Raw genomic sequence first — 23,083 nt, forward strand, 5'->3', positions numbered from 1 at the left:
AAATGTCTAAGATTATTATTAATGATATGACTTTACGTGATGGTATGCATCCTATGCGCCATCAAACTACACCTGAACAAATGGTTGCCATTGCAACTGCTTTGGATGATGCAGGTGTACCTTTAATCGAAGTTACGCATGGTGACGGCTTAGGCGGTAACTCTGTGAACTATGGTTTTGCAGCAGCAACCGATGAAGAATACCTAAAAGCGGTGATTCCAAACCTGAAACAGGCGAAAGTATCTGCACTTTTACTTCCTGGTATTGGTACGGTTGACCATTTGAAAATGGCACATGATGTTGGTGTAGCAACCATTCGTGTTGCAACGCACTCAACTGAAGCTGACGTTTCTGAACAGCACATTACTGCTGCACGTAAACTTGGCATGGACACTGTGGGCTTCTTGATGATGGCGCACATGGCAACTCCTGAAAAACTTTTGGAAGAAGCCAGCAAAATGGTGTCATACGGTGCAAACTGTATTTATGTGACTGACTCTGCTGGTTATATGTTGCCTCAAGACGTGACTGACCGCGTGGGTATTTTACGTGCCAACCTGGCTTCAGAGATCGAAATCGGTTTCCACGGTCACCATAACTTAGGTATGGGTGTTGCGAACTCTGTTTCAGCGGTTCAAGCTGGTGCAACGCGTGTCGATTTAGCTTCTGCAGGTTTAGGTGCAGGTGCAGGTAATACTCCACTTGAATTGTTTGTTGCGGTTGCCAACCGTATGCAAATGGAGACAGGTGTGGACTTGTTTAAAGTTCAAGATGTTGCGGAAGATTTAATCATTCCAATGATGACACATCAGATCCGTGCTGATCGTGATGCAGCAACTTTAGGTTATGCCGGTGTTTACTCATCATTCTTGTTATTCGCGAAACGTGCTGAAGCGAAATATGGCGTGTCTGCGCGTGAAATTCTTCTTGAGCTTGGTCGTCGTGGTACGGTTGGTGGTCAGGAAGATATGATCGAAGACCTAGCGTTGACGATGTCTAAAGCGAAAGAGGCAAATGCTTAATTTGCTTTAAAAAAAAGCGCCCGAAATGGGCGCTTTTTTTATGTCTGAAGTAGCTGTTTTGGTTTGAGATGGGCTTGAGATTACGTTGAGATTGATTTGAGGCATGGAAAGCGGATTGAAATAAGAAATGTCTTACGAACCAATGGCTGATTTCGAGCAGTCATGGTGGTGAAATTTAACTTTAAGTTGTTGATGATTATATAAATTAAATATCATGTTATAGCTAAATTTTATAAATAAAATAAGGATAAATCTCAGTAAAAAACTTTGATTAAACTTAAAAGCAATTAATACAGCGTATGTAATTGCGAAAAATAAAAAACTTTCTATTTTACGTTAATAAAACATGGGGTTAATTTAATCAGTCGTTCTAAATAATAAAAAAGAGTTATTGTTTTAATCTCTAAGGAAAATAACTAGAAATCGCATCCAAAGTTCAAGTCGTACAAAAGCCTGATAAACCTTAATACTGTAGTCGGATTTTTTTCCAAGGTATTGTTGAGCATGATGATGTCATAGCTTAATTTGATCACTGGGAATAAGCCATGCGTCGTCAAAATTTATGGATAGCAATTCTTGCTGCGACAGCAACATTAGGAACATCTGCAACTTATGCGGACTTTGTTGACGACAGCCAAGTACAATTGAAATTTAAAAACTTTTATTTGGATCGTCAAATTGAAGATACTCCAAATAAAAATTGGGGTTCATGGTCGCAAGGCATTACGCTGGATGCGAAGTCAGGTTATCAGGATATTGGCGCGGGCATTCAAGTCGGCGCGGACCTGCTGGTACAGCATGCCTTTAAACTCAATGGCCGTGATACCAATGCAGACTTTATTTTGCCGCACGATGGTAAAGAATCAAAAGATAACTTTGGTAAAGTGGGTGTGACCCTTAAAGCCAAAGTATCTGAAACTGAGTTGAAAGTGGGTGAGTTATTACCAGTGTCTCCAGTGTTGGTTTTCGATCCATCACGTCAGTTAATGACGACTTATAGCGGTGCATGGTTAGAATCGAAAGAGATTAAAGATACTAAGTTAACTTTGGCATACATTGACGGGATCAATAACCGTTATGACAACCAATTCCGTGATTTATCAATGTTCGCTCCAGGTAAAAGATTACCAGATGGCACCATAGGTCATTATGATCTTGGGCCAACTTCTGATGGTATGTATATTGCGGGTATTGACCATCAATTTACACCTGAAATTGGTGGTAGCTATTGGTATGCCGATGTTCAAGACATTTACACACAGCAATATGTCGGCGCGAACTATAAAACTAAGTTAGGTGACAAAGCCAAACTGGATAGCCATATCCGTTACTTCGATAACTCGGATTCGGGTGACAAACTGTATGGCGAAATTGATAACCAAGCGTTATCGGTTGGTGCGAAAGTGAATTACGGTTCGCATACCTTTGGTTTGGGTTATCAACAAATGTTTGGTGATAATGCATTCCCAACACTGGGTGGATGGGTGCCGCAGCCGTACTTAGTCAACTGGGGTATAGCAACATTTACTGCAAAAAATGAAAAATCATGGGGCTTTACTTATGGCTATGATTTCTCAGAAATGGGTGTGAAAGGCTTAAATACAACTGCTGTGTATTTCACAGGTTCAGATGCAGAAATTGCTGGTCTTAAAGATCAGAAGTCAGATGAATTGAACTTAATTGTGAACTACACCGTGCCTGAAGGTAAGTTGAAGGGCTTAGGCTTCCAGGCAATGTATATCGATGCCGATTTCGATTACAAATCTGACTTGCAAGAGTACCGTGTCGCGACAACTTATACCTATAAGTTCTAATTTCTCAGGATAAAAAAGAGGGAAGTGGATTCATTGCTTCCCTTTTTATTTGCTGGGTTATTTAAAAAAGAAATACCTCAAAGATTTTATGGATATATTTTTGAGTTATATATTTAAAAAACAATAACTTAAATTATAGTCTATTTGTTGTTTATGATCGTAAATATGTATCAGTTAGCAGTGGCTGAACAGGTAATATGAGACTGTAAAAACCACAAAATCCAAAAGAGTCCCCCTTGTGTTTAAATCCGTTATGGATTGAAACATAAGCTCTACGCAATACGAGGAGCATGTATGAGCACTGTTCAGATTCCTGACTATACAACTGATTCATTCTTTGGTTTAGAAGATAAATGGATTGAAACTGCTGAAGGCGAATTAACGCATTACCACGAAGTGGGTGAAGGCACACCAATTCTATTTTTACACGGTTCAGGTACAGGTGTATCTGCTGCTGCAAACTGGTGGTTAAACCTTCCACAAATTGGTGAACAAGCACGTTGTATCGCTATCGATACGATTGGCTATGGTCAAACTGTTGTTGCACCGAATACTGCTTATGGTATCCGTGCTTGGGTTGATCACGCTGTACGTACGTTAGATGCCCTAGGTATTGAAAAAACTTGGTTAGTGGGTAACTCACTCGGTGGCTGGTTAGCATTCCAAATGGCTTTGGACTATCCAGAACGTGTATCGGGTATCGTGTCTATGGGTACAGGCGGCGCGAAACAAACTGCAGCACTTAAAGCACATGCGAACCCTGTATTAACCGAAGAAGGCATCAAGAAAACCTTGTCTATGTTTGTTGTAAACAAAGACTTGATCACAGACGAATTGGTAAAAGTACGTTTTGCATCTGCTGCAAATGACTATGCATCAAATCGTTTGATGGATGTTGTTGGCGCACGCGACCGTGACCGTTTCGAATTCCCACTCGACTTTGAAAAAATGAAAGACATTACTGTGCCAGTATTGCTTATTCATGGTGTACAAGACGTGGTGATTCCTGTATCTCGTACGTGGGATATTTTGAATACCGTTCCTCATGCTGATGCGCATATTTTCAGCCAATGTGGCCACTGGTCTCAAGTTGAAAAAGCAGAAGAATTCAACACCGTGATTAAAGATTATTTAAAAGCGCGTGGTGTGTAATTTCTTGTCACTGACATGAAATTCAAAAAAAGGATGGTTTTGCCATCCTTTTTTTTATATAAATCTTTTGAAAGAAATACTTTAAATGAGTATTATTCTCATTAAAAGGTCGACAGTGTACGGTCTAAATCAGTAAAAAGGCATAAAATAAGCTCATCTAAATGGTTGGGGAAGAGGAATTATTTATTAGACTTAAGTTGTAAATCGGCTATTCTTAGCAATTTTTATCAATGTCTAAACTAAAATTTATAAGTTATTTTCCATCAAGTCGATATGCATGATAGATAAAATGCGTCGATTAAAACATTTAAACGATTAAAAAAGCGACTTTTTAGCCATAAAAAAAGCACCATTATTTATTTCAAAAATAATGGTGCTATATCTATAAATTATGACTTGGCGAAAATTAACGCTGTTCGCGATTGATATCGAGATAAAAAACTTTGGTTAGCAGTTCAAGGAATTTATCTACAGCCACAGAACTCGCCGTTTTTCGGTAACTTACGTACAGGTCTAGATACGGTAATTCGACATCTAAAGGACGAATGACAGTATTGTTCATGGTCAATGGCGCGATGTATCCCGGTAGGATCGTGCAGCCTAAACCCATGCCGATGGAGTTAATGTTAAACAGGATATTGTCGGCTTTTTGCACGATATTAAATTGAACGCCATGGTTAGAAGCAAAGTCTAAAATGGCTTCATGCAATGTGCCTGATTGTTCGCGTGCAGGAATGATAAAATCAATACCATTCAATGCTTTAACTGGAATACGTTCGTACTTCGCTAAAGGGTGATCTTTGGGTAAAATAAAGATCAATGGTTCACGTAGTACAAACTGACTTTCAATTTCGTCGCTATGAAAGTTATTGCGAGTAAAAGTGATATCTAGTTCACCTTTTTGCAGTAATTTCATCTGATCGCGATTATTTAAACTAAGTAATTCAATTTTGAGTTCTGGGTTTTGAACACGTAGATTAGGCAGTACATAAGGGAAGATTTTCATCTCTGCGACAGGCACAAAACCAATCCGTAGCATCTGTTGCTTGGCTTGTGAAACCTGACGTGCCATCGCTACGGCCTTGTCTGCTTGAGCTAGTGTCAAACGTGCTTGTTCTAGAAATACGGCACCTTCTTCTGTGAGCTCAACTTTGCGTTTAGTCCGGTGCAACAATTTTACGCCGACATCTTCTTCAAGATCTTTAATTTGTTGGCTTAAAGAAGGTTGAGCAGTATAAAGTTTTAACGCAGCTTTACTGAAATTGAGTTCTTCAGCGACAGTAATGAAGTAGCGTAAGTGTCGTAATTCCATATAATCAACCCGTGGAGTAATCCAAAAAATGTCTTACTTAGAAGTTCGTTCAGTATAATCTATAAACAACTATTGCGTGAGGATTATTTTGCCATTCACGAAATAAATGGTGTTCTCGGTAATTTAAAAAAAATACTATAAAAAAAATCTACCGTAATAATCCATAAAATCTCTTAATTAAAACAAAATAAATATTTCCCGAATATCGCTCTAAAATCCATCATCGTTGAAAAGTTGAGTCTATTACTTTGTGCCTTATGGTCACAGGAGAGCTTTTCATGAGTGGAAAAATTGATGTGCGCGAAATCGATGCTTTAGTCGATGCACAAAATGGACGTATCACGCCATCTATCTATACAGATCCAGACATCTACGAACTTGAATTAGAACGTGTGTTCGGTCGTACATGGTTATTCCTATGCCATGAGAGCCAAATTCCTAAAGCTGGCGATTTCTTCAATACCTATATGGGTGAAGATCCAATCATCGTGGCACGTCAAAAAGATGGCTCAATCAAAGCATTCTTAAACCAATGTCGTCACCGCTCTATGCGTGTGAGCTTCGCGGACTGTGGTAATACACGTGCGTTCACTTGCCCATACCACGGCTGGTCATACGGTATTGACGGTTCTCTAAAAGATATCCCGCTTGAAGATCGTGCTTACCCACATGGTGCATGTAAAGAGCAATGGGGGCTGGTAGAAGTTAACCGCGTTAAATCATACAAAGGCTTAGTATTCGGCTGCTGGGATGAAACAACTCCAGATCTAGAAGAATACATGGGCGATATCGCTTGGTACCTGGACGGCGTTGTAGACCGTCGTGAAGGTGGTACTGTGATCGTTGGTGGTGTACACAAATGGGAAATCGACTGTAACTGGAAATTTGCAGCTGAACAGTTCGCTTCTGACCAATACCACGCGTTGTTCTCTCATGCATCTGCGATTCAGGTGCTTGGTGCTAAACCAGATGATGAATCTTCTAAGAAATTAGGTGCTGCACAAACTGCCCGTCCAGTTTGGGAAACTGCCAAAGACGCGATCCAATACGGTTCACGTGGTCACGGTTCAGGCTTCTTCTTCACTGAGAAACCAGACGCAAACGTATGGGTGGATGGTGAAGTAGCAAACTACTTCCGTGAAACGTATGAAGAAGTGAAAGAACGCCTAGGTGAAACTCGTGCACTGCGTCTTGCTGGTCACAACACCATGTTCCCAACACTATCTTGGTTGAACGGTACTGCAACGCTTCGTGTATGGCACCCACGTGGTCCAAACAAGACTGAAGTATGGGCATTCTGTATCTGTGATGCGGACGCGCCAGAAGATGTACAAGCAGCATTTGAACGTTCTGCAACACGTGCCTTCGGTCCTGCTGGTTTCCTAGAGCAAGATGACTCTGAAAACTGGATCGAAATCCAAAAAGTATTACGTGGTTATAAAGCCCGTCAAAACAAACTCATTATGGAAATGGGTAAAGGCAACGAGAAAGTACGTGAAGATGGTATCCCGGGTATCACTAACTATATTTTCTCTGAGACTGCAGCACGTGGTATGTACCGCCGTTGGGCAGATTTATTGATTCATGAAAAATGGGAAGACGTTGAAGCTGCGGCTGACGAATATGAGAAGGAGCTTATGAAATGAGTCAAATCAGTTTAGAACTTCATCACCAAATTAGTCAGTTTCTTTATCGTGAAGCAAAATTGCTGGACGATTGGAAGTTCCGTGATTGGTTAGCTGTATTAGCGGAAGATATTTCTTATACGCTACGCACAACACCAAACGCGCAAACACGTGACCGTCGTCGTTCGATTGAGCCGCCAACAACTTGGGTATTTAACGATACTAAAGATTTGTTGGAACGCCGTGTAGCTCGTTTAGAGACAGGTATGGCTTGGGCTGAAGAACCTCCTTCACGTACAACACACATGGTTTCAAATGTGATTGTTGAAGCGACTGAAGTTGAAGGCGAATACGACGTTTACGTAACGTACTTGTTGTACCGTACCCAGAAAGAGAAAGATGTAACAATCTACTGTGGTAAGCGTCACGACAAGATCCGCAAAGTCGACACTGAGCAAGGTTTCGAAATCTTCAACCGTAAGATTACCCTTGATCAGGTGACTTACAACTCACATAACCTGAGCGTGTTCTTCTAATGAATAAGATTTTTGTTTGCCAAGTTGACGAATTAGACGAAGGCGAAGCATTGAAAGTAGATTGCGGCGTTAACGGTATCGATGCGCTTGCAGTATTCAACAACAATGGCGAATTTTTCGCGATGAACGACCGTTGTTCACATGGTAATGCTTCAATGTCTGAAGGTTACCTTGAAGATGATGGCACTGTTGAATGTCCACTTCATTCGGCTCGATTCTGTTTGAAAACTGGTCAAGCATTATGCTTACCAGCAACAGATCCTATCAAGACATTCCCTGTGATTGTTGAAGATGGTGCTTTATACGTAGAGATGGCAGGAGAGTAATCATGGGTTGGCTACAAGGCGAAGTTGCACTTATTACCGGTGGTGGTTCAGGCTTAGGCTGGGCATTGGTTGAACGTTTCTTAGAAGAAGGTGCACAAGTTGCTGTTCTTCAACGTTCTCAATCGAAAGTTGATGCATTGAAAGAACATTTTGGTGACCGCGTGCTTGCGATCGCAGGAGATGTAGCTAGCTATGAGGATAATGTTCGTGCAGTTCAAGCAACTGTAGAACATTATGGCAAACTTGACTGTTTCGTCGGAAACGCAGGTATCTGGGATCATTACGCAGATATCGTCAATACATCGGGTGAACAGCTGGAGAAAGCTTTTGATGAGATTATGGGTATTAACACCAAATCTCTCATCTTAGGTGCCAAAGCTGCACTTGATGCATTGATAGCTTCGGAAGGTTCTATCATATTTACTTTGTCTAACTCAGCACTGTATTCGGCAGGCGGAGGCCCTGTATACACAGCGTCTAAGCATGCTGGCGTTGGGATCATGAAAGAATTAGCCTATGAGCTTGCGCCTAAAGTACGAGTGAACGCTGTTGCTCCGTCGGGTATGAATGTAAACATCAAAGGTGCTGCTTCTTTAGGCCAAGAAAACCTCGGTCTACTCGATGCACGTGATCCTGAGAAGATTGCACGCGGCATGCCGCTCAATTTCTTACCCGAACCTGAAGATATGACTGGTTCATACGTGTTATTGGCTTCTCGTCAAAACAACCGCCCATTAACTGGTGTTTTAATTAATGCTGAATGTGGTCTGGGTATCCGTGGTTTACGTCAACCACGTGCTGGCTTCTTTGACGAGATTTAATTCGCCAAATACGTAAAGGACTTACTCGGCAGCCGTCTTGGCTGCCTTCCGTTTAGGAGTCACCCATGGCCGTTAAACTTATTTGTGCATCGCACAGTCCCCTAATGGAATTCGCTTCTCCGCAAGAGAAATACAAAGAGGAAAAAGTTCGCGAAACTTTTGCCAAACTTGCTAAAGAAGTTGAAGACTATAATCCAACATTGATCATTACTTTTGGTCCAGACCATTTCAATGGTTTCTTCTATGACCTCATGCCATCTTTCTGCGTCGGTATTCGTGCCAAAGCAGCAGGTGATTGGGATTATGGTAAAGACAATGACCACATCAATGTGCCTGAAGAAACAGCAATCAGTCTGGTTCGTCGCGTATTGGATGAAGGTGTCGATGTTGCATACTCTTATCGTATGCAGGCAGACCACGGTGTGACTCAACCATTACATTTCCTTTGTGGTGGTCAACTCGATCGTTATCCAACGATTCCAATTTTTATCAATGGTGCAGCTGCACCGATGCCAACAACCAAGCGTACAGTCGCTTTGGGTCGTGCAGTCGGTCAGTTCATTAAATCATTGAACTTAGAGAATGAACGTGTACTTGTTTTGGGTACAGGTGGTTTGTCTCATGATCCACCAACGCCGCAAATGGGTTCAGTTCCACCAGAAGTGGAAGAGTTCCTGATTGCAGGTCGTAACCCAACTGAAGAGGCACGTAATATACGTCAAGGCAAAATCATTGCTGTCGGTCAAAAGCTCGCAGCGGGTGATACTTCTGTCGCAGTGCCTTTAAACCCTGAATGGGATCGCGCATTGCTTGAGACGTTTGCCAAAGCTGACTTTGCTGCCATTGAAGCGATGACTGAAGCTGAAATTCGTGTTGAAGGCGGTCGTGGCGGTCAAGAAGTTCGTTCTTGGATGGCTGCTTTTGCTGCACTACATGAAGTGGGCGAATACGACATGACTACACATTGCTACGAAGATATTAGTGAGTGGATTGCGGGCTTCGGCATCGTATCTGCAGAATTGAAATAAGGAACAAACCCATGAGCCAAAATGGTATCGAAACCATCGTTATTGTTGGAGCTGGTCAAGCTGGTGCTAGCGCCATTTTAGAACTCCGTGCGAACAAGTATGAAGGCAAAATCATTTTGGTGGGTGATGAAACACATCTTCCTTATGAACGTCCGCCTTTGTCTAAAGACGTAATTCTAAAACCTGAAGAGACCAAAATCGAAATTCTGTCAGAAGAAAAATTGGCAGAACTCGGTGTTGAACATATTCGTGGCAATGGCGTTGTGAAAATCCATAGCGATGCGAAAACAGTTGAACTGAAAAATGGTGAAATTGTGTCATTTGACAAGTTGCTTCTAGCAACTGGTGGTGCAGCACGCCGTTTACCGAATTTCGATGCTTTGGGTAAACACGTTTATACCTTACGTAACCTTGAAGATTCACAAGCATTGGTGCCTGTATTACAAGCGGGTCGCCGTATTGTTTTGATCGGCGGTGGTGTGATTGGTCTTGAGCTTGCTTCTTCAGCACGTTCTAAAGACTGTATCGTGACCGTGATTGAAATGGGTCCAATGGTGATGGGGCGTTCATCTCCACGCGTATTGAGCGAATTCTTATTGGCTCAACAACGTCTTGCAGGTGTAGATGTTCGTCTTTCGACTTCTATTGCTGACTGTAAGCTTGATGGCGAAGAAGTGGTGATCACGCTTGAAGGCGGTGAAGAACTTCGTGCCGATGCAGTGATCTATGGTATTGGCATTGTGCCAAATGCTCAACTTGCGGTTGATGCAGGTTTAGACGTTGATTTTGCCATTAAAGTGAATGATAACTGCCAAACTTCGCATCCAGATATTTATGCAGCGGGTGACGTTGCGACTCAGCTTCGTGACTGTGGTAACCACCGTCGTGTCGAAACTTGGGAAAATGCGAACTTGCAAGCAGGTATCTTTGCTCGTCATGTAATGGGTGTTGAACATCCAACCCCAAATCCAGCGTGGTTCTGGACAGATCAATTGAATATCAACTATCAATTTGTAGGTGATATGGCTGCAAGCGAATGGATCGTTCGTGGTGAAATTAAACCTGAATTGGCGGCTGAGTCTTCATTTGTATTGTTTGGTGTAACTGACGGTGTCATTGTTGGTGGTATTACGGTGAATGCTGCAAAAGAGATGCGTCATTTGAAAAAATTGATTAGCAAGAATGCGGCGTTTGAAGCGGATAAATATTTAGATTTAAGCCAAGATTTACGTAAACTTGTAAAGTAAGCTGAATGTCTAAGAGGAGCAGACTTACGGTAACGTAGGTCTGTTTTTTTATGTCTTTAGTTTTAGCGTCGCACTTATAAAGCTATTTCGTAGTCCATGTATATAGTTTTAGCTTATGTAGATCTATTCAACGGTTTTAATCCTCCCCAGCCCTCCTTTTTCAAAGGAGGGAGTAGTCTTTGTGAAGAATGGATTTCGTTTAGATGTTTCCCTCCTCTTTTTTTTAAGAGTGGTTAGGGGAGATTATTGATCGTTTGAAGAGAAGTCCTTATACCCCAAACGATCGGGTGGCATTCATAACGCCTCCAATTTAGTTGATAAAGGGGAGAACAATAATTGGTCTTAAACTTTATTAGTTAATGGTCTTACGAGTAGTTCCAGATCTGAATAGTGGGTTTCAGGTTAAGTCGTTAGAACAATCAAATTTGAGAATGAAATGAAATCTTCACTGCCGCTGACGGCAAGTATATATGCTCTTTTGGTACTGATTTGGGCGACGACACCGCTCGCGATTGTGTGGAGTGTGCAGGAAATACATCCGATGTGGGTGTTGATTATCCGTTACTTCGGCGCATCTATTATTGCGCTGTTTCTGTTGAAATTGATGCGTGATCCTTTGCCGTTTGATGAAACCTCATTAAAAAGTTATGTGGCAGGGAGTTTGAATTTGATTGGCGCACAGTTGTTTATTTATCTCGCAGCCAATTATCTCACCTCTGGTTTAATGGCACTGATTTTTGGTTTTTCACCCTTAATTGCCGGTTTGATTGGGCATGTAATTTTAAAAACACATAAATTGGTCGCTTTGCAGTGGTTGGGCATGGCGGTTGCAGTGGGTGGTCTAACTTTTGTCTTTGCAGATTCTGCTGATAGCAAAGTCAATCCAATTGGCGTTGTACTGATGCTAATCAGCATGGTGTCGTATATTAGTTCGATTTTTTGGGTGAAGCAGATTAATGCACCGTTAAAGCCGATGTCACAGGCAACCGGTTCCCTGATTGTTTCTGCTTTAGGATCGATGCTCATTATTCCATTTATTTGGCAGCATTTTCCAACCGAATTGCCAAGTGGCCGTGCCATGATAGGTTTTGTCTTTACCATGATCATGTCATCCATTGTGGCAATGCTGTGTTACTTCTGGCTGATCAAACGTTTGGCCGCATCAACGGTGTCACTCAGTAATGTGATTACACCTGTCATAGCATTGGTTTTGGGAGCGACGTTGAACAGTGAACATATTAGCTCCAATGCCTTTGTTGGAATCGTCGTCGTGATGTTTGGTATTGTGATGTACTTTTGGAAAGAGTGGCGCGAGCAATATTTTAATAAAGTACGTTGAACCTCGTACATCTAGAGAATTATAAGGAAGCTGCGGCTTCCTTTTTTGTTCTATACCTTTGCGCTAAAGAGCGTGTTTCACATGGAACATGATGGCATTGTCGAAACAATCGACAGTTGGTGTAAAAACAACAAAATAACAAACAACAGCTACAGTCAGTTTGAGTACTATGGAATGAGCTATAAAATCAAATAGATCTGTTTGATAAAAATAAATTTAGGACAATTTTAAATGTCTGAATCTAACAAAATCGTGGTATATGCAGCGCTCTTCGGCAATTTGGCGATTGCACTGGTGAAGTTTGTCGCTGCCTATATCACGAATAGTTCGGCCATGTTGAGTGAAGCTATTCACTCTGTGGTTGATACTTTAAATGAAATCTTACTGCTCTACGGTATGAAAAAATCGCAGCAGCCAGCAAATGCACGCCATCCGTTTGGCTATGGGAGAGAGCTGTATTTTTGGGCTTTTATTGTGGCATTGATGGTCTTTGCTTTGGGTGCGATCGTGTCGATTTATCAAGGGATTAGTCATATTTATCACCCCGAAGAAATGCAAAATCCGATGATTAACTATATCGTATTAGGTATTGCGATTTTGTGTGAAGGGACCTCTTGGTTTGTGGCATTGAAAGCATTTCGTAAAATCAAAGGGAAACAGGGCTATTTTGAAACATTTCGACGCAGTAAAGATCCGACGACATTTACCGTGTTATTTGAAGATTCAGCAGCGCTGATTGGTCTGTTTATTGCCCTGATCGGTATCTATTTATCACACGCGCTGAATATGCCAATGCTTGATGGTCTGGCATCAATTCTAATTGGGGTTGTACTCGCTATTTCAGCGATCTTACTTGCACGTGAGACTAAAGGATTGCTCATGGGAGAAACTGCTGACCCACAATTGAGGCATAATGTCTTGATGGTTGCAGAGCAAGATCCAGCAGTGCATTCTGCCAATGGGGTGTTAACAGAGCAGATGGGTGCACATCAAGTTTTGGCATCTTTGAGTCTTGAATTTAAAGATAATTTAACGTCAGATGATATAGAAGCTTGTGTCAACAGAATTGAAGCACAAATTAAACAGCTTCATCCTGAAATTGTGGCACTCTTTGTCAAGCCTCAATCTCGGAAGGTTTGGCTTGAGCGCATGAAAGGTCGTCTTGATCAATAGGTCTGCGAGGTTAAATACTTTGCAAGGTTTGTCAGCATAGTGAATGAATTTTAAATACACATGAATCAAAAAACTCAATCAGCACAGTTTCAAATCAGTACTAAAAGCTGTATGAAACATACGTGGACGAAGCCTGTATTTGATTATCTGGCAACTGACCATTTTAATGGGGAAAAATTCTTTAATACCATTCGAAATCCCGATGCGTTTACGCGTAAAGATATGCTGAAATGGATCATGACGCGTAAAAGCGATACATGGAAAGTAGATCGTGAGCAAGAATATCAACAGTTTTTTGCTTCTTCGCGTAGCATTCCGCACAATCGGCCATTGGCTAAAATGGATGATTGGTTGGTTTGGTTTGTCGGACATGCGACGGTTTTGATTCAAATTGGGCCATATAATTTTTTGACCGATCCTGTATGGGCGGAGTATGCAGGCCCACGTCAAGGGACTGGACCACGACGTGCTTGTCCTGCAGGAATTGCCTTAGAAGAATTACCTACAATTCATGGGGTTTTACTGAGCCATAATCATTATGATCATATGGATTTAGCAACCTTGAATTGGTTACATGAACAATTTGCTATGCCGATTTATACTGGTTTAGGCAATGCTTATTATTTACCCACACATTTCAATGTCATTGAACTTGATTGGTGGCAATCGGAAATGTTTGAAGATTTGCGTATCGTTTATACGCCTGCACAGCATGGTTCAGGTCGTGGTTGGCGAGATCAAAATCATGCCTTATGGGGAGGTTTTTCCATCGTGCATAGTACAGGACATTTCTTCTTTGCTGGAGATACGGGTTATGCTGCACATTTCAAACAAATCCATACACGCTTAGGTGCACCCCGAGTAGCATTATTACCGATTGGAGCTTATGAGCCACGTCGTTTAATGAAATATTTGCACATGAATCCCGAAGAAGCTTTTCAGGCGCATAAAGATTTACAGTCAAAATGTTCATTGGCAATGCATTATCGGACTTTTCAGTTGACTGATGAAGCTAGAGACCAACCTGAACATGACTTACATCATGCAATGCGAAAAACATCAAAGTTAATGAATCCATTTTTAACCATGCATGAAGGCAAAAAATTGATTGTTTAAGGATTAATTAGAAGGTAATTGGAATATTTAATGCCAAGAAAAAACCACCTTAAAAGGTGGTTTTTTTATTCAAAGATAAAACTTAAAGCAAGCCAGGATTACCTTGAGCTGGATCAGTTGCACGAGCAGCTTGCGCATCCGCTACAGTTAAGCCTAATGCTTTTGCAACACCTTCACCATAAGCTGGATCACATGCGTAACAGTTACGGATATGACGGTATTTAATGAAGTCGAGTGCATCGCCCATTGCGCCAGCAGTGTTATTAAACAATGCTTGTTTTTGTTCATCATTCATTAAGTTGAATAATGCACGTGGTTGACTGAAATAGTCGCTGTCATCTTCACGATAATCCCACAAGTCAGCATCACCAGTAATTTTCAATGGTGGTTCTTTGTATTGTGGTTGCTCTTGCCATTGGCTGAAGCTGTTTGGTTCATAATGCGGTGTTGCACCATAGTTACCATCCATACGGCCTTGACCATCACGACGGTTGGAATGAACAGGGCAACGTGGTGCATTTACAGGAATTTGGTAATGGTTTACACCCACGCGATAACGTGCAGCATCAGCATAGTTGAATAAACGCGCTTGCAGCATACGGTCAGGTGAGAAGCTAATGCCCGGCACCAAGTTACTTGGTGCAAAAGCGGCTTGTTCAACATCTTGGAAATAGTTTTCAGGATTACGGTTGAGTTCGAATTCACCCACTTCAATCAACGGATAGTCGCCTTTAGGCCATACTTTGGTTAAATCAAATGGGTGATAAGGTACTTTTTCTGCATCAAGTTCAGGCATAATTTGAACGTACATTTTCCATTTTGGAAAATCGCCGCGTTCAATTGCATTGAACAGATCGGTTTGTGAGCTTTCACGGTCTTTGGCAATAATCGCTTCAGCTTCAGCATCGGTTAAGTTTTTAATGCCTTGTTGAGTGCGCATGTGGAATTTAACCCAGAAGCGTTCATTATTGGCATTAATAAAACTGAAAGTATGGCTACCAAAACCATGCATATGACGGTAACCATCTGGAATACCGCGGTCAGACATCACAATCGTAACTTGGTGTAGAGCTTCAGGTAGTAAAGTCCAAAAATCCCAGTTATTAGTTGCACTACGCTTATTGGTTTTAGGATCGCGTTTCACTGCTTTATTTAAGTCAGGGAATTTACGAGCATCACGTAGGAAGAAGACAGGGGTGTTATTACCAACTAAATCCCAGTTACCTTCTTCAGTATAGAATTTAAGGGCAAAACCACGAATATCGCGTTCTGCATCTGCAGCACCACGCTCACCCGCTACGGTAGAGAAACGAGCAAAAAGTTCAGTTTTTTTACCAACTTCTGAGAAAATTTTAGCGCGGGTATATTGGGTAATATCGTTAGTCACGGTAAACGTACCGAAAGCACCAGAACCTTTGGCATGCATACGACGCTCTGGAATTACTTCACGAACGAAATTACCGAGTTTTTCATTAAGCCATAGGTCTTGGGCAAGCAAAGGACCACGTGCACCTGCCGTCATACTGTTCTGATTATCTACAACAGGAGCACCAGCATCAGTTGTTAGGTGGGTGACAGGACATTTTTTAACGTCGTCGCTCATTGAGTATCTCCATTATTATAATCATGTATTAAAGTTGGGAGTTATAACCTTATCAATTGATAACACGCTCAACAGCACATGACCTTAACCGTTTTGTTAATTCATTTTAAAGTGACAATGTGACAACAGTTTTTCTCTCATTCTAAAATTTTTCAAGCAGCAATCAATCGAAGATAAGTCATAAAACTGTAGCCGTTAAAAGCTTAAAAATCTTTATATACTTATTGACTCTAAAGCTTTCTGTGGCTTTTGACAAATGGAAAAATAGTTTTGAATAAATGGTTAATTCGATGAATCAAGTTATTGAATTTATATTATTTATTTATATATTTTGTTTTAATATTTTATCGATGAATTAAACTCAAATATAAAGCTATGATAGGTAGAACAGGACGAAATATCTAAATCCATATTTTTATTATGGATTTTGGCCTTAATATAGGTTTTTTTGCTGATTCTAGTTAATGAAAGACATTTTTATGTTGTTAATATTGCAGAGCTTTTCAACATTAAAGGCATTATTTAATACTTAAAATAAGCTAAAAATACAGATGAAGAAATATTGGCAAGTGGTCTAAGTTGTTTTAGAAAATTGTAAATAAATTTTTATGGGGTGATGCCAGTTGGTACAGCTATCTTTATTGTTGTCAGGTCAGGTGTTGTCACTCCAGCTTTAATCGATTCCTACATCATATCAACATACTAGGCAACCTTACGTGATCGCATATCGTAGTTGAGGGGGTTAATGGCGAACCCATTTTGACCTCGGGATATATTTTACGCCCAAAAGGATAAGCACTTAAACAAGACTGGACCGTATTGGCATGAGCACATGGCACGACTGTGTGGCTGATACAAGTGCTCCTTCAAGTGATTATACAGGTGTGCGTGTGCTAAGTTTGCAACAAGTCATAGATGGTGCATTCGACAGTTGTTTGAGGCATGGCGATGTAGTGGTTGCAACAGATTATAAGGACTGGGTAAGCCAAAACTGCACCCTCATATGAATGTAGTCAGTTAAGTTTATAATTTGGTGCATTCTGTACATGCACTGCATTCTTGGAAGCCGAGGCAATTTAATAAAGACTGGATGGTGATGGGGCATAGTCAAGGTGGTGCAGCTGCTATTGCGGTTGCAGCTCAGGGACAAAAAGATGCGCTTGAATTAAATTTTAAAGCTGCAATACCCTTGGCACCGGGTGGTTATCAATATGAATGTATTGCTGAATACGTAGAAACCAATCCAAATCCAGATACCAATGTAGCGGCATTTTTCCCAATTGTGTTGTTGGGAGCAGCCGCAGCAGATCCATCGATCAATGTAAATCAACTGGTTAGTCCAGATATGCAGTCTTTATTAAATCAGGCCCGTAAACGCTGTTTGTCAGAACTACAAACTGAGTTAAAACAAGCACCTCAGCCAATCTTTTAAAAAATTCAGACTTAAGGCCATCCCTAAGCTATTTAAAACGGCAGTCGATTGAATATAAGACCCTAACCGTAACACTGATGTTTGTTTAAGGCGTCGCAGACCATTTGTAGATCACCTTGGTACTCAAAGTTATTACCAGAAAGTGTGCAAATAAAAAAATTGCCAGTAGTTATCAGGCGATCCCAAATGGCTATCCTCGGGGTGCATTAGGCCATAGTCCAAAATATACGGCTGAATTTTTAAAGAGCTTACAACTGGCCAGCATTGCAAAGGCGTATAAATGAGATAAGTAAGCTGGCAATAAAAGCTTAACTTCTAAAGCACTTTTATTGAAGGATGAACCAAGTGATGAATGATTTTCTTCTACCGAAAAATGAATTTCCTAAATATCTAAAATAACTGGTTTAAGAGCCGGTTTTTTTGTAAATAACATGACTTTATTTTATTCACTGATGCATTTGAAACGTCATTAGACTTGTCCGCGAAGTCTAATCGCGCAACATATGAATTATATCTCGCTTTAATTCATCCCATTCAGTAAAGTTGGGTACGATCAACAAGCTTTGCGACACAAAGCCATAACACACTCTTTGTATATTTAAAGCCATTGGCTTGAGCTTTTCCTCGTTATTTATAAAAGGCTTAAGCATGTGTTGCCACATTTGCACCATCATGACATAACTTTTACGGTAACTTTCAATATCTGAAATCCGCCGTTCCAATAAAAACACCTGTGACCATAAAAACTGCTGCGCTTGAATTTGCTCAATTTGAAAGTGGAGGATTTGCTGTAAATACTCTTGAAAATCCAAATCTGTGGATAACTTCATCAGCGATTGTGCATAAGTTTTCATCTGTTCGGCATTGTGTTTCACATGCAAATGAATGGTTAGCGCAATCAAATCTTCTTTTTTTGAAAAATACTCATAGAAGGTGCCTAAACCGACACCTGCGAGATCAGTAATTTCACGAATGGTAATTTTGTCGGCAGGCCGTTCATGCAAAAGCCGAACAAAACTGTCTTGCAATGCCTCTTGCGTGAGCTTTGCACGTGATTGACGCGGCTTACGCCGTATCTGAATGGCTGAATTCTTCATATTGTTAAGCGCTGAAAACCGAACGTCTATGCTTTAAATTTTCTCTATACTGAAATGAAAAGCCAACAAGAACAAGTGGAAAATATAGACGATGAATACATTAGAACAGACATGGATGACACATCAAATCAGCAACCAATTTGATGAGCTGGAAAACTACAATCTATTTTCAAGCGATACGGTTTTACATGAAATCTTAAAACGCTATGGCAGCCATGATCAGCCGACTTTATGCGAAATGGGCAAAGTGGCAGGTTCAAGTGAATACTTTCAGCATGGGGCTTTAGCCAATAAACACACGCCAATCTTACTTGCCTTCGATGCCCGTGGTCGCCGTACTGACTTTATCGAATTTCATCCCTCATGGCATAAATGGATGGGACTCAACCGCCAGTTTGATACCCATGCGCATCCTTTTAATCAGCCAAACTCCAAGACAAAATGGGTGGAGTGGGCAGCACGTTTTTATTTAGCAGGTCAGGTCGAATGCGGCAACTTATGCCCAAACTCCATGACGCTGGGCAGTATTCCACTCATTCAGCGAGAGCCTGAACTGTGGGCAAAGATTGGCGAGAAACTACTTTCGACGGAATATGATGAACGTGATGTGCCGATTGCACAGAAAAAGTCGATTTGGCTCGGTATGGGCATGACTGAAAAGCAGGGCGGTTCGGATGTGCGTGCCAATGAAACCATCGCTGTACTTGTAGCAGAAACAGGACGAGGCAAAGCTTATTTACTCACGGGGCATAAATGGTTTTTCTCTGCACCGATGTGTGATGCGCATTTGGTGGTGGCAAAAACCGAACAAGATGGCTTGGCTTGTTTCTTTGTGCCGCGTTGGTTGGAAGATGGCACGAAGAATAATATTCAGGTGCAACGCCTAAAAGAAAAAGTCGGTAACCGCAGTAATTCAAGCTCGGAAGTCGAATTCAAAAATGCGTGGGGCATTATGATTGGTGAGGCAGGGCGTGGCATTCCAACCATTATTGAAATGGCGAATTATACCCGTCTGACCTGTTCGGTCGGTTCGAGCGCCATGCTGCGTCAAGCTTTGGTGCAATGCATTGCCTATACCCGTCAGCGTCAGGCTTTTGGTAAACATTTGATTGAACAACCCTTAATGCGTGCAGTTTTGGCAGATTTGGCTTTAGAGAGTGAAGCAGCGACGCAGCTCAGTTTCCATTTGGCGCAGTGCTATGAATCAGATGATGCCTTGTCTGTGGCATGGAAACGCATTATGACCCCAGCAGCTAAGTTTTGGATTTGTAAACGTGCAGTCGAACTAACTGGTGAGATGATGGAAGTTTTTGGCGGCAATGGCTATGTTGATAACGGCATCATGGCGCGCATTTTTAAAGAAGCACCTGTGAATACCATTTGGGAAGGTTCAGGCAATGTCATGTGTTTGGATGTACTGCGTGCGATTGGGCGTGATCCTGAGTCCATCGAAGTATTATTTAAAGATTTAGCCGCTACAGCAAATACAGATGCAACCCTGCAAACCGAGTTACAAGACTTGTTTAAATCATTTCATCAATCACCTGAAGATTTACAATTTATGGGGCGTAGCCTAGTCAGTCGCTTAACAGTTTTGGCACAAGCAGTTTTACTGAAACGCTATGCGCCTGACTATGTAGCGAATGGTTTTATTCAAAGCCGTTATAGTGCGAAATACGGGCAAGTGGTGGGGATGTTGGACGCCAAAATGGTCGATGTGGAGCGTTTGCTGGAAAGGGCTTTCGCAAGTTAAATACAATGTATTTCCCTCTCTCAATGGGAGAGGGTTAGGGAGATGGAAATAATGTGGCAAAGCAAAGTTTTTATGGCCTTGAGACTAACTAAGCTGTATCAAAAAGTCATAGGAAAGTGCTTGAAAAAATCTAAAAATAGACCAATATATGCACTACAGCACGAGGGTGCTGTATAGGCGAAAAGGTGAATGCAAATGGCAAAGAAAAAAGTCCTGCCTGAAGTTGAAGTTCGCAACTTTGTGGCAAAACACATGAACGATTTTAACAAAAGCCAAACTTTTGTAGATCGAAAGAAAAATGCGAAACGTGGCTATGACAAGCACAAAAAAGGGGGATATTCGAATGATTATCTCCCTTTTTATTGGTCTGTATTTTTATAATTTAACTGACTATTCGTGTCGCTGATTTCACCATATCACCTAGACCATGAGTCTTAAAGTAATACTCCATTAAGCTTTTCACCATCAGTGGATTATTCATGCTTAAGGCACGATCCAAGAGCTCTTTTGCATCTGGCATCGGCACATGGCAGATGGCTTTACGAACTTTCAGGATATTACTCGAACTCATCGATAGGGTATTAAAGCCCATTGCCATCAATAAAATAGCGGTGAGTGGATCACCAGCCATTTCCCCACAAATACTAATCGGCTTGTCGTATTTATGACATTCTTGCACCAAACGAGTCAGCGCACGAAGTACGGCTGGGTGTGAGTGTGAATAGACATTGGCAACACGTGGGTTATTACGGTCAACCGCAAGTAAATATTGGGTTAAATCGTTTGATCCCACTGAGAAGAAGTCAACCAATTCAGCAAATTCATCGATCTGTAATAGCACACTCGGCACTTCGACCATGATGCCGATTTTGGGTTTAGTAATTTTCACCTGTTCTTCTTCTTGCACCGCTTGCCAGTCACGATCGAGCAAATACAACGCTTCTTCGACTTCGCTGACACTGGTCACCATCGGCAGCAAAATATGCAAGTTGTTCAGGCCAATACTGGCTTTGAGCATGGCACGAATTTGGGCTGAAAAAATCTCAGGATGATCAAGGGTAAAGCGAATCCCACGCCAACCCAGTGCAGAGTTTTCTTCTTCAATTGAGAAATAAGGCAGGTCTTTATCTGCACCAATATCGAGGGTACGCATCACTACGGGTTTATTGGCAAAATGACTGAGCTGTTGACGGTAAATCGCCCGTTGTTCTTCTTCACCTGGGAAGCGATCACGCAGCATAAATGGAATTTCAGAACGATATAGGCCGACACCTTTGGCGCCACGTTGTACACCGCGAACTACATCGATCATCAAGCCGGTATTTACAAACAATCGAACCGCGACGCCATCAGGGGTGATGGCATCTTTGGTTTCGTATTGTTTTAGGTCTTTGGCAATTTGCTCTTCTTCTTTTTGAATTTCTTTATAACGTGTGCGTAAACGACGAGGTGGATTGATGAATACACGACCTTGATGTGCATCGACAATCATTTCAACATCATCAAGGGTATTAATCGGCAGTTCAGTCACGCCGACTACAGTTGGAATGCCGAGGGCACGTGCCACAATCACCATGTGTGAGTTCATGGCACCTTCAGTGGTCACAATCGCTGCGATTTTATCGACTGGGAGTTCAACCAAGGCAGCTGTAGAAATTTCTTCACCAATTAAAATACTTTCATCGGTGATTTCACGGTGACTAGCATCTGCTTCTTGCAAAAAGGCCAAGATACGACGCCCCAGATCTTTTAAGTCTGAAACACGCTCACGGAGATAGTCATCTTCCATCTGTGCAAAGAGCGCAATGTGTTTATCAATGACAATGCGAACAGCACCTTGTGCCCAGTTACCGTCGCGAATTTCACTTTTGATTTCCGCGGGGAGGGCATTGGCATCGAGCATCCGTAAGAACACGCTAAATAATGCACGTTCTTCAGCCATGAGGGCATCTTGCATTTTTTCATCGAGCGACTGAATTTCTTGGCGAACTGCGTCTATGGCATTGTCGAGTAATTCGAGCTCCTCACTAATGTCATCGGCTTCACGATCGGGGACTGAAGCCAAGTCAGCAGGTGGATATAAGATAACTGCCCGACCTAGGGCAATACCGCCTGAACCTGAAATGCCTTGGAAGGTTTTGTACGCTGGCAGATTATTCGGCTTACGAAAGACTTCGATATTGCCGACGGCATGTGCATGGGCAATCACCCCTGAAAGCTGAGCGCATAGGGTCACGAGGAAGGATTCGGCAGCTTCGCTAAAGTCTTGAGGTTCTTTGTTTTGAACCACCAAGACACCCATAACTTTACGGCGATACATTACCGGAACACCGAGGAAGGAATTGTAAATTTCTTCCCCCGTTTCTGGCAGATACATAAAGCGTTCATGCTTCGGTGCGTTATCAAGGTTGACGATTTCTTCACGTTGTCCCACTAAGCCAACCAAACCTTCACTGGTATGCAAAGAGACATGCCCAACGGCTTCAGGGTTTAAACCCTTAGAAGCCATCAGTAAATAACGATGGTTTCGTTCATCAAGCAAGTAGATTGAGCAGACATCCACATGCATGGCTTCCGCCACTTGATTGACCATTATGTCTAAAGATTCATGCAAACTGGCTGACGCATTAATCTCTTGGACTATGCGTCTTAATGTATCCAGCTGCATGTTCGACATCGTGTCTGCT

Annotated in this window: 20 protein-coding genes; 16 read left to right on the forward strand and 4 right to left on the reverse strand. The window is 41.7% G+C overall.

Translation table 11 applies throughout. The annotated features are described in order from the left end of the window. The first annotated feature begins 2 nt into the window (after positions 1–2). The 3 genes from dmpG to FTU02_RS09760 all read left to right on the forward strand — a co-directional run bounded on the left by dmpG (position 3) and on the right by FTU02_RS09760 (position 3,988). Positions 3–1,022, forward strand: coding sequence for a 4-hydroxy-2-oxovalerate aldolase (dmpG, locus tag FTU02_RS09750; RefSeq protein ID WP_111884105.1), 1,020 nt, complete (start codon positions 3–5; stop codon positions 1,020–1,022). Between the two features lie 545 nt (positions 1,023–1,567). Beyond that, a complete protein-coding gene (locus tag FTU02_RS09755; RefSeq protein WP_180156910.1) occupies positions 1,568–2,836 on the forward strand; it encodes an OprD family outer membrane porin in 1,269 nt (422 codons plus the stop codon). A gap of 294 nt (positions 2,837–3,130) precedes the next feature. Further along, entirely contained in the window at positions 3,131–3,988 is an 858-nt protein-coding gene (locus FTU02_RS09760) for an alpha/beta fold hydrolase (RefSeq protein WP_180156912.1), read from the forward strand. Between the two features lie 406 nt (positions 3,989–4,394). On the opposite strand, the gene hcaR is transcribed toward FTU02_RS09760, so the two are convergent. Then, positions 4,395–5,300 carry a DNA-binding transcriptional regulator HcaR gene (gene hcaR / locus FTU02_RS09765; protein ID WP_078192775.1) on the reverse strand — a complete coding sequence of 302 codons (906 nt, stop codon included), beginning with the start codon at positions 5,298–5,300 and terminating at the stop codon, positions 4,395–4,397. A gap of 278 nt (positions 5,301–5,578) precedes the next feature. On the opposite strand from hcaR, the gene hcaE reads away from it, so the two are divergent. The 9 genes from hcaE (at position 5,579) to FTU02_RS09810 (ending at position 14,511) form a co-directional block, all read left to right on the forward strand. Further along, a complete protein-coding gene (hcaE, locus tag FTU02_RS09770; RefSeq protein ID WP_078192774.1) occupies positions 5,579–6,946 on the forward strand; it encodes a 3-phenylpropionate/cinnamic acid dioxygenase subunit alpha in 1,368 nt (455 codons plus the stop codon). Beyond that, complete coding sequence (gene hcaF, locus FTU02_RS09775; RefSeq protein ID WP_067763936.1) at positions 6,943–7,461, forward strand: 3-phenylpropionate/cinnamic acid dioxygenase subunit beta; 519 nt, start codon at positions 6,943–6,945, stop codon at positions 7,459–7,461. Before hcaE ends, hcaF begins: the two co-directional genes overlap by 4 nt. Continuing rightward, the gene (hcaC, locus tag FTU02_RS09780) at positions 7,461–7,787 is read left to right on the forward strand and encodes a 3-phenylpropionate/cinnamic acid dioxygenase ferredoxin subunit (protein ID WP_067763933.1); all 327 of its coding nucleotides are present in this window, start codon (positions 7,461–7,463) and stop codon (positions 7,785–7,787) included. Before hcaF ends, hcaC begins: the two co-directional genes overlap by 1 nt. A gap of 2 nt (positions 7,788–7,789) precedes the next feature. Further along, on the forward strand, positions 7,790–8,608 hold the full coding sequence (gene hcaB, locus FTU02_RS09785) for a 3-phenylpropionate-dihydrodiol/cinnamic acid-dihydrodiol dehydrogenase (RefSeq protein WP_078192772.1): 819 nt from the start codon (positions 7,790–7,792) through the stop codon (positions 8,606–8,608). Between the two features lie 65 nt (positions 8,609–8,673). After that, complete coding sequence (locus tag FTU02_RS09790) at positions 8,674–9,636, forward strand: 3-carboxyethylcatechol 2,3-dioxygenase (protein ID WP_111884102.1); 963 nt, start codon at positions 8,674–8,676, stop codon at positions 9,634–9,636. An 11-nt stretch (positions 9,637–9,647) separates the two neighbouring features. Beyond that, the gene (gene hcaD, locus FTU02_RS09795) at positions 9,648–10,883 is read left to right on the forward strand and encodes a 3-phenylpropionate/cinnamic acid dioxygenase ferredoxin--NAD(+) reductase subunit (protein WP_180156914.1); all 1,236 of its coding nucleotides are present in this window, start codon (positions 9,648–9,650) and stop codon (positions 10,881–10,883) included. A gap of 436 nt (positions 10,884–11,319) precedes the next feature. Next, entirely contained in the window at positions 11,320–12,222 is a 903-nt protein-coding gene (locus tag FTU02_RS09800) for a DMT family transporter (protein WP_180156916.1), read from the forward strand. 231 nt (positions 12,223–12,453) lie between these two features. Next, positions 12,454–13,395, forward strand: a complete 942-nt coding sequence (locus FTU02_RS09805; RefSeq protein WP_180156918.1) for a cation diffusion facilitator family transporter — start codon at positions 12,454–12,456, stop codon at positions 13,393–13,395. Between the two features lie 60 nt (positions 13,396–13,455). Beyond that, positions 13,456–14,511: an MBL fold metallo-hydrolase gene (locus tag FTU02_RS09810; RefSeq protein WP_180121991.1), complete on the forward strand. Its 1,056-nt coding sequence runs from the start codon at positions 13,456–13,458 to the stop codon at positions 14,509–14,511. An 82-nt stretch (positions 14,512–14,593) separates the two neighbouring features. On the opposite strand, the gene FTU02_RS09815 is transcribed toward FTU02_RS09810, so the two are convergent. Next, positions 14,594–16,114, reverse strand: a complete 1,521-nt coding sequence (locus tag FTU02_RS09815; RefSeq protein ID WP_111884100.1) for a catalase — start codon at positions 16,112–16,114, stop codon at positions 14,594–14,596. An 824-nt stretch (positions 16,115–16,938) separates the two neighbouring features. Here FTU02_RS09815 and FTU02_RS16510 point away from each other — a divergent pair. Together FTU02_RS16510 and FTU02_RS16515 are read left to right on the forward strand one after the other, a co-directional pair. Continuing rightward, on the forward strand, positions 16,939–17,121 hold the full coding sequence (locus tag FTU02_RS16510) for a hypothetical protein (protein ID WP_180156920.1): 183 nt from the start codon (positions 16,939–16,941) through the stop codon (positions 17,119–17,121). 23 nt (positions 17,122–17,144) lie between these two features. After that, positions 17,145–17,546, forward strand: a complete 402-nt coding sequence (locus FTU02_RS16515) for a hypothetical protein (RefSeq protein WP_180156922.1) — start codon at positions 17,145–17,147, stop codon at positions 17,544–17,546. A gap of 488 nt (positions 17,547–18,034) precedes the next feature. Here FTU02_RS16515 and FTU02_RS09830 read toward each other — a convergent pair whose 3' ends face one another. After that, positions 18,035–18,643, reverse strand: coding sequence for a TetR/AcrR family transcriptional regulator (locus FTU02_RS09830; RefSeq protein WP_180156924.1), 609 nt, complete (start codon positions 18,641–18,643; stop codon positions 18,035–18,037). A gap of 91 nt (positions 18,644–18,734) precedes the next feature. On the opposite strand from FTU02_RS09830, the gene FTU02_RS09835 reads away from it, so the two are divergent. Together FTU02_RS09835 and FTU02_RS09840 are read left to right on the forward strand one after the other, a co-directional pair. After that, positions 18,735–20,396, forward strand: coding sequence for an acyl-CoA dehydrogenase family protein (locus tag FTU02_RS09835; RefSeq protein WP_180156926.1), 1,662 nt, complete (start codon positions 18,735–18,737; stop codon positions 20,394–20,396). 195 nt (positions 20,397–20,591) lie between these two features. Continuing rightward, positions 20,592–20,777: a hypothetical protein gene (locus FTU02_RS09840; RefSeq protein ID WP_180156928.1), complete on the forward strand. Its 186-nt coding sequence runs from the start codon at positions 20,592–20,594 to the stop codon at positions 20,775–20,777. 1 nt (position 20,778) lies between these two features. On the opposite strand, the gene ptsP is transcribed toward FTU02_RS09840, so the two are convergent. Beyond that, the gene (ptsP, locus tag FTU02_RS09845) at positions 20,779–23,073 is read right to left on the reverse strand and encodes a phosphoenolpyruvate--protein phosphotransferase (protein ID WP_180024480.1); all 2,295 of its coding nucleotides are present in this window, start codon (positions 23,071–23,073) and stop codon (positions 20,779–20,781) included. Positions 23,074–23,083: the final 10 nt, after the last annotated feature.

This window comes from Acinetobacter sp. YH12045 (assembly GCF_013419925.1).
GTDB classification, from domain to species: Bacteria; Pseudomonadota; Gammaproteobacteria; order Pseudomonadales; family Moraxellaceae; genus Acinetobacter; species Acinetobacter amyesii.

Excerpts from the sequence above, each read along its gene's own strand:
- dmpG (WP_111884105.1), top strand. The coding sequence starts at position 3 with ATGTCTAAGATTATTATTAATGATATGACTTTACGTGATGGTATGCAT.
- FTU02_RS09755 (WP_180156910.1), top strand. The coding sequence starts at position 1,568 with ATGCGTCGTCAAAATTTATGGATAGCAATTCTTGCTGCGACAGCAACA.
- FTU02_RS09760 (WP_180156912.1), top strand. The coding sequence starts at position 3,131 with ATGAGCACTGTTCAGATTCCTGACTATACAACTGATTCATTCTTTGGT.
- hcaR (WP_078192775.1), bottom strand. The coding sequence starts at position 5,300 with ATGGAATTACGACACTTACGCTACTTCATTACTGTCGCTGAAGAACTC.
- hcaE (WP_078192774.1), top strand. The coding sequence starts at position 5,579 with ATGAGTGGAAAAATTGATGTGCGCGAAATCGATGCTTTAGTCGATGCA.
- hcaF (WP_067763936.1), top strand. The coding sequence starts at position 6,943 with ATGAGTCAAATCAGTTTAGAACTTCATCACCAAATTAGTCAGTTTCTT.
- hcaC (WP_067763933.1), top strand. The coding sequence starts at position 7,461 with ATGAATAAGATTTTTGTTTGCCAAGTTGACGAATTAGACGAAGGCGAA.
- hcaB (WP_078192772.1), top strand. The coding sequence starts at position 7,790 with ATGGGTTGGCTACAAGGCGAAGTTGCACTTATTACCGGTGGTGGTTCA.
- FTU02_RS09790 (WP_111884102.1), top strand. The coding sequence starts at position 8,674 with ATGGCCGTTAAACTTATTTGTGCATCGCACAGTCCCCTAATGGAATTC.
- hcaD (WP_180156914.1), top strand. The coding sequence starts at position 9,648 with ATGAGCCAAAATGGTATCGAAACCATCGTTATTGTTGGAGCTGGTCAA.
- FTU02_RS09800 (WP_180156916.1), top strand. The coding sequence starts at position 11,320 with ATGAAATCTTCACTGCCGCTGACGGCAAGTATATATGCTCTTTTGGTA.
- FTU02_RS09805 (WP_180156918.1), top strand. The coding sequence starts at position 12,454 with ATGTCTGAATCTAACAAAATCGTGGTATATGCAGCGCTCTTCGGCAAT.
- FTU02_RS09810 (WP_180121991.1), top strand. The coding sequence starts at position 13,456 with ATGAATCAAAAAACTCAATCAGCACAGTTTCAAATCAGTACTAAAAGC.
- FTU02_RS09815 (WP_111884100.1), bottom strand. The coding sequence starts at position 16,114 with ATGAGCGACGACGTTAAAAAATGTCCTGTCACCCACCTAACAACTGAT.
- FTU02_RS16510 (WP_180156920.1), top strand. The coding sequence starts at position 16,939 with ATGAGCACATGGCACGACTGTGTGGCTGATACAAGTGCTCCTTCAAGT.
- FTU02_RS09830 (WP_180156924.1), bottom strand. The coding sequence starts at position 18,643 with ATGAAGAATTCAGCCATTCAGATACGGCGTAAGCCGCGTCAATCACGT.
- FTU02_RS09835 (WP_180156926.1), top strand. The coding sequence starts at position 18,735 with ATGAATACATTAGAACAGACATGGATGACACATCAAATCAGCAACCAA.
- FTU02_RS09840 (WP_180156928.1), top strand. The coding sequence starts at position 20,592 with ATGGCAAAGAAAAAAGTCCTGCCTGAAGTTGAAGTTCGCAACTTTGTG.
- ptsP (WP_180024480.1), bottom strand. The coding sequence starts at position 23,073 with ATGTCGAACATGCAGCTGGATACATTAAGACGCATAGTCCAAGAGATT.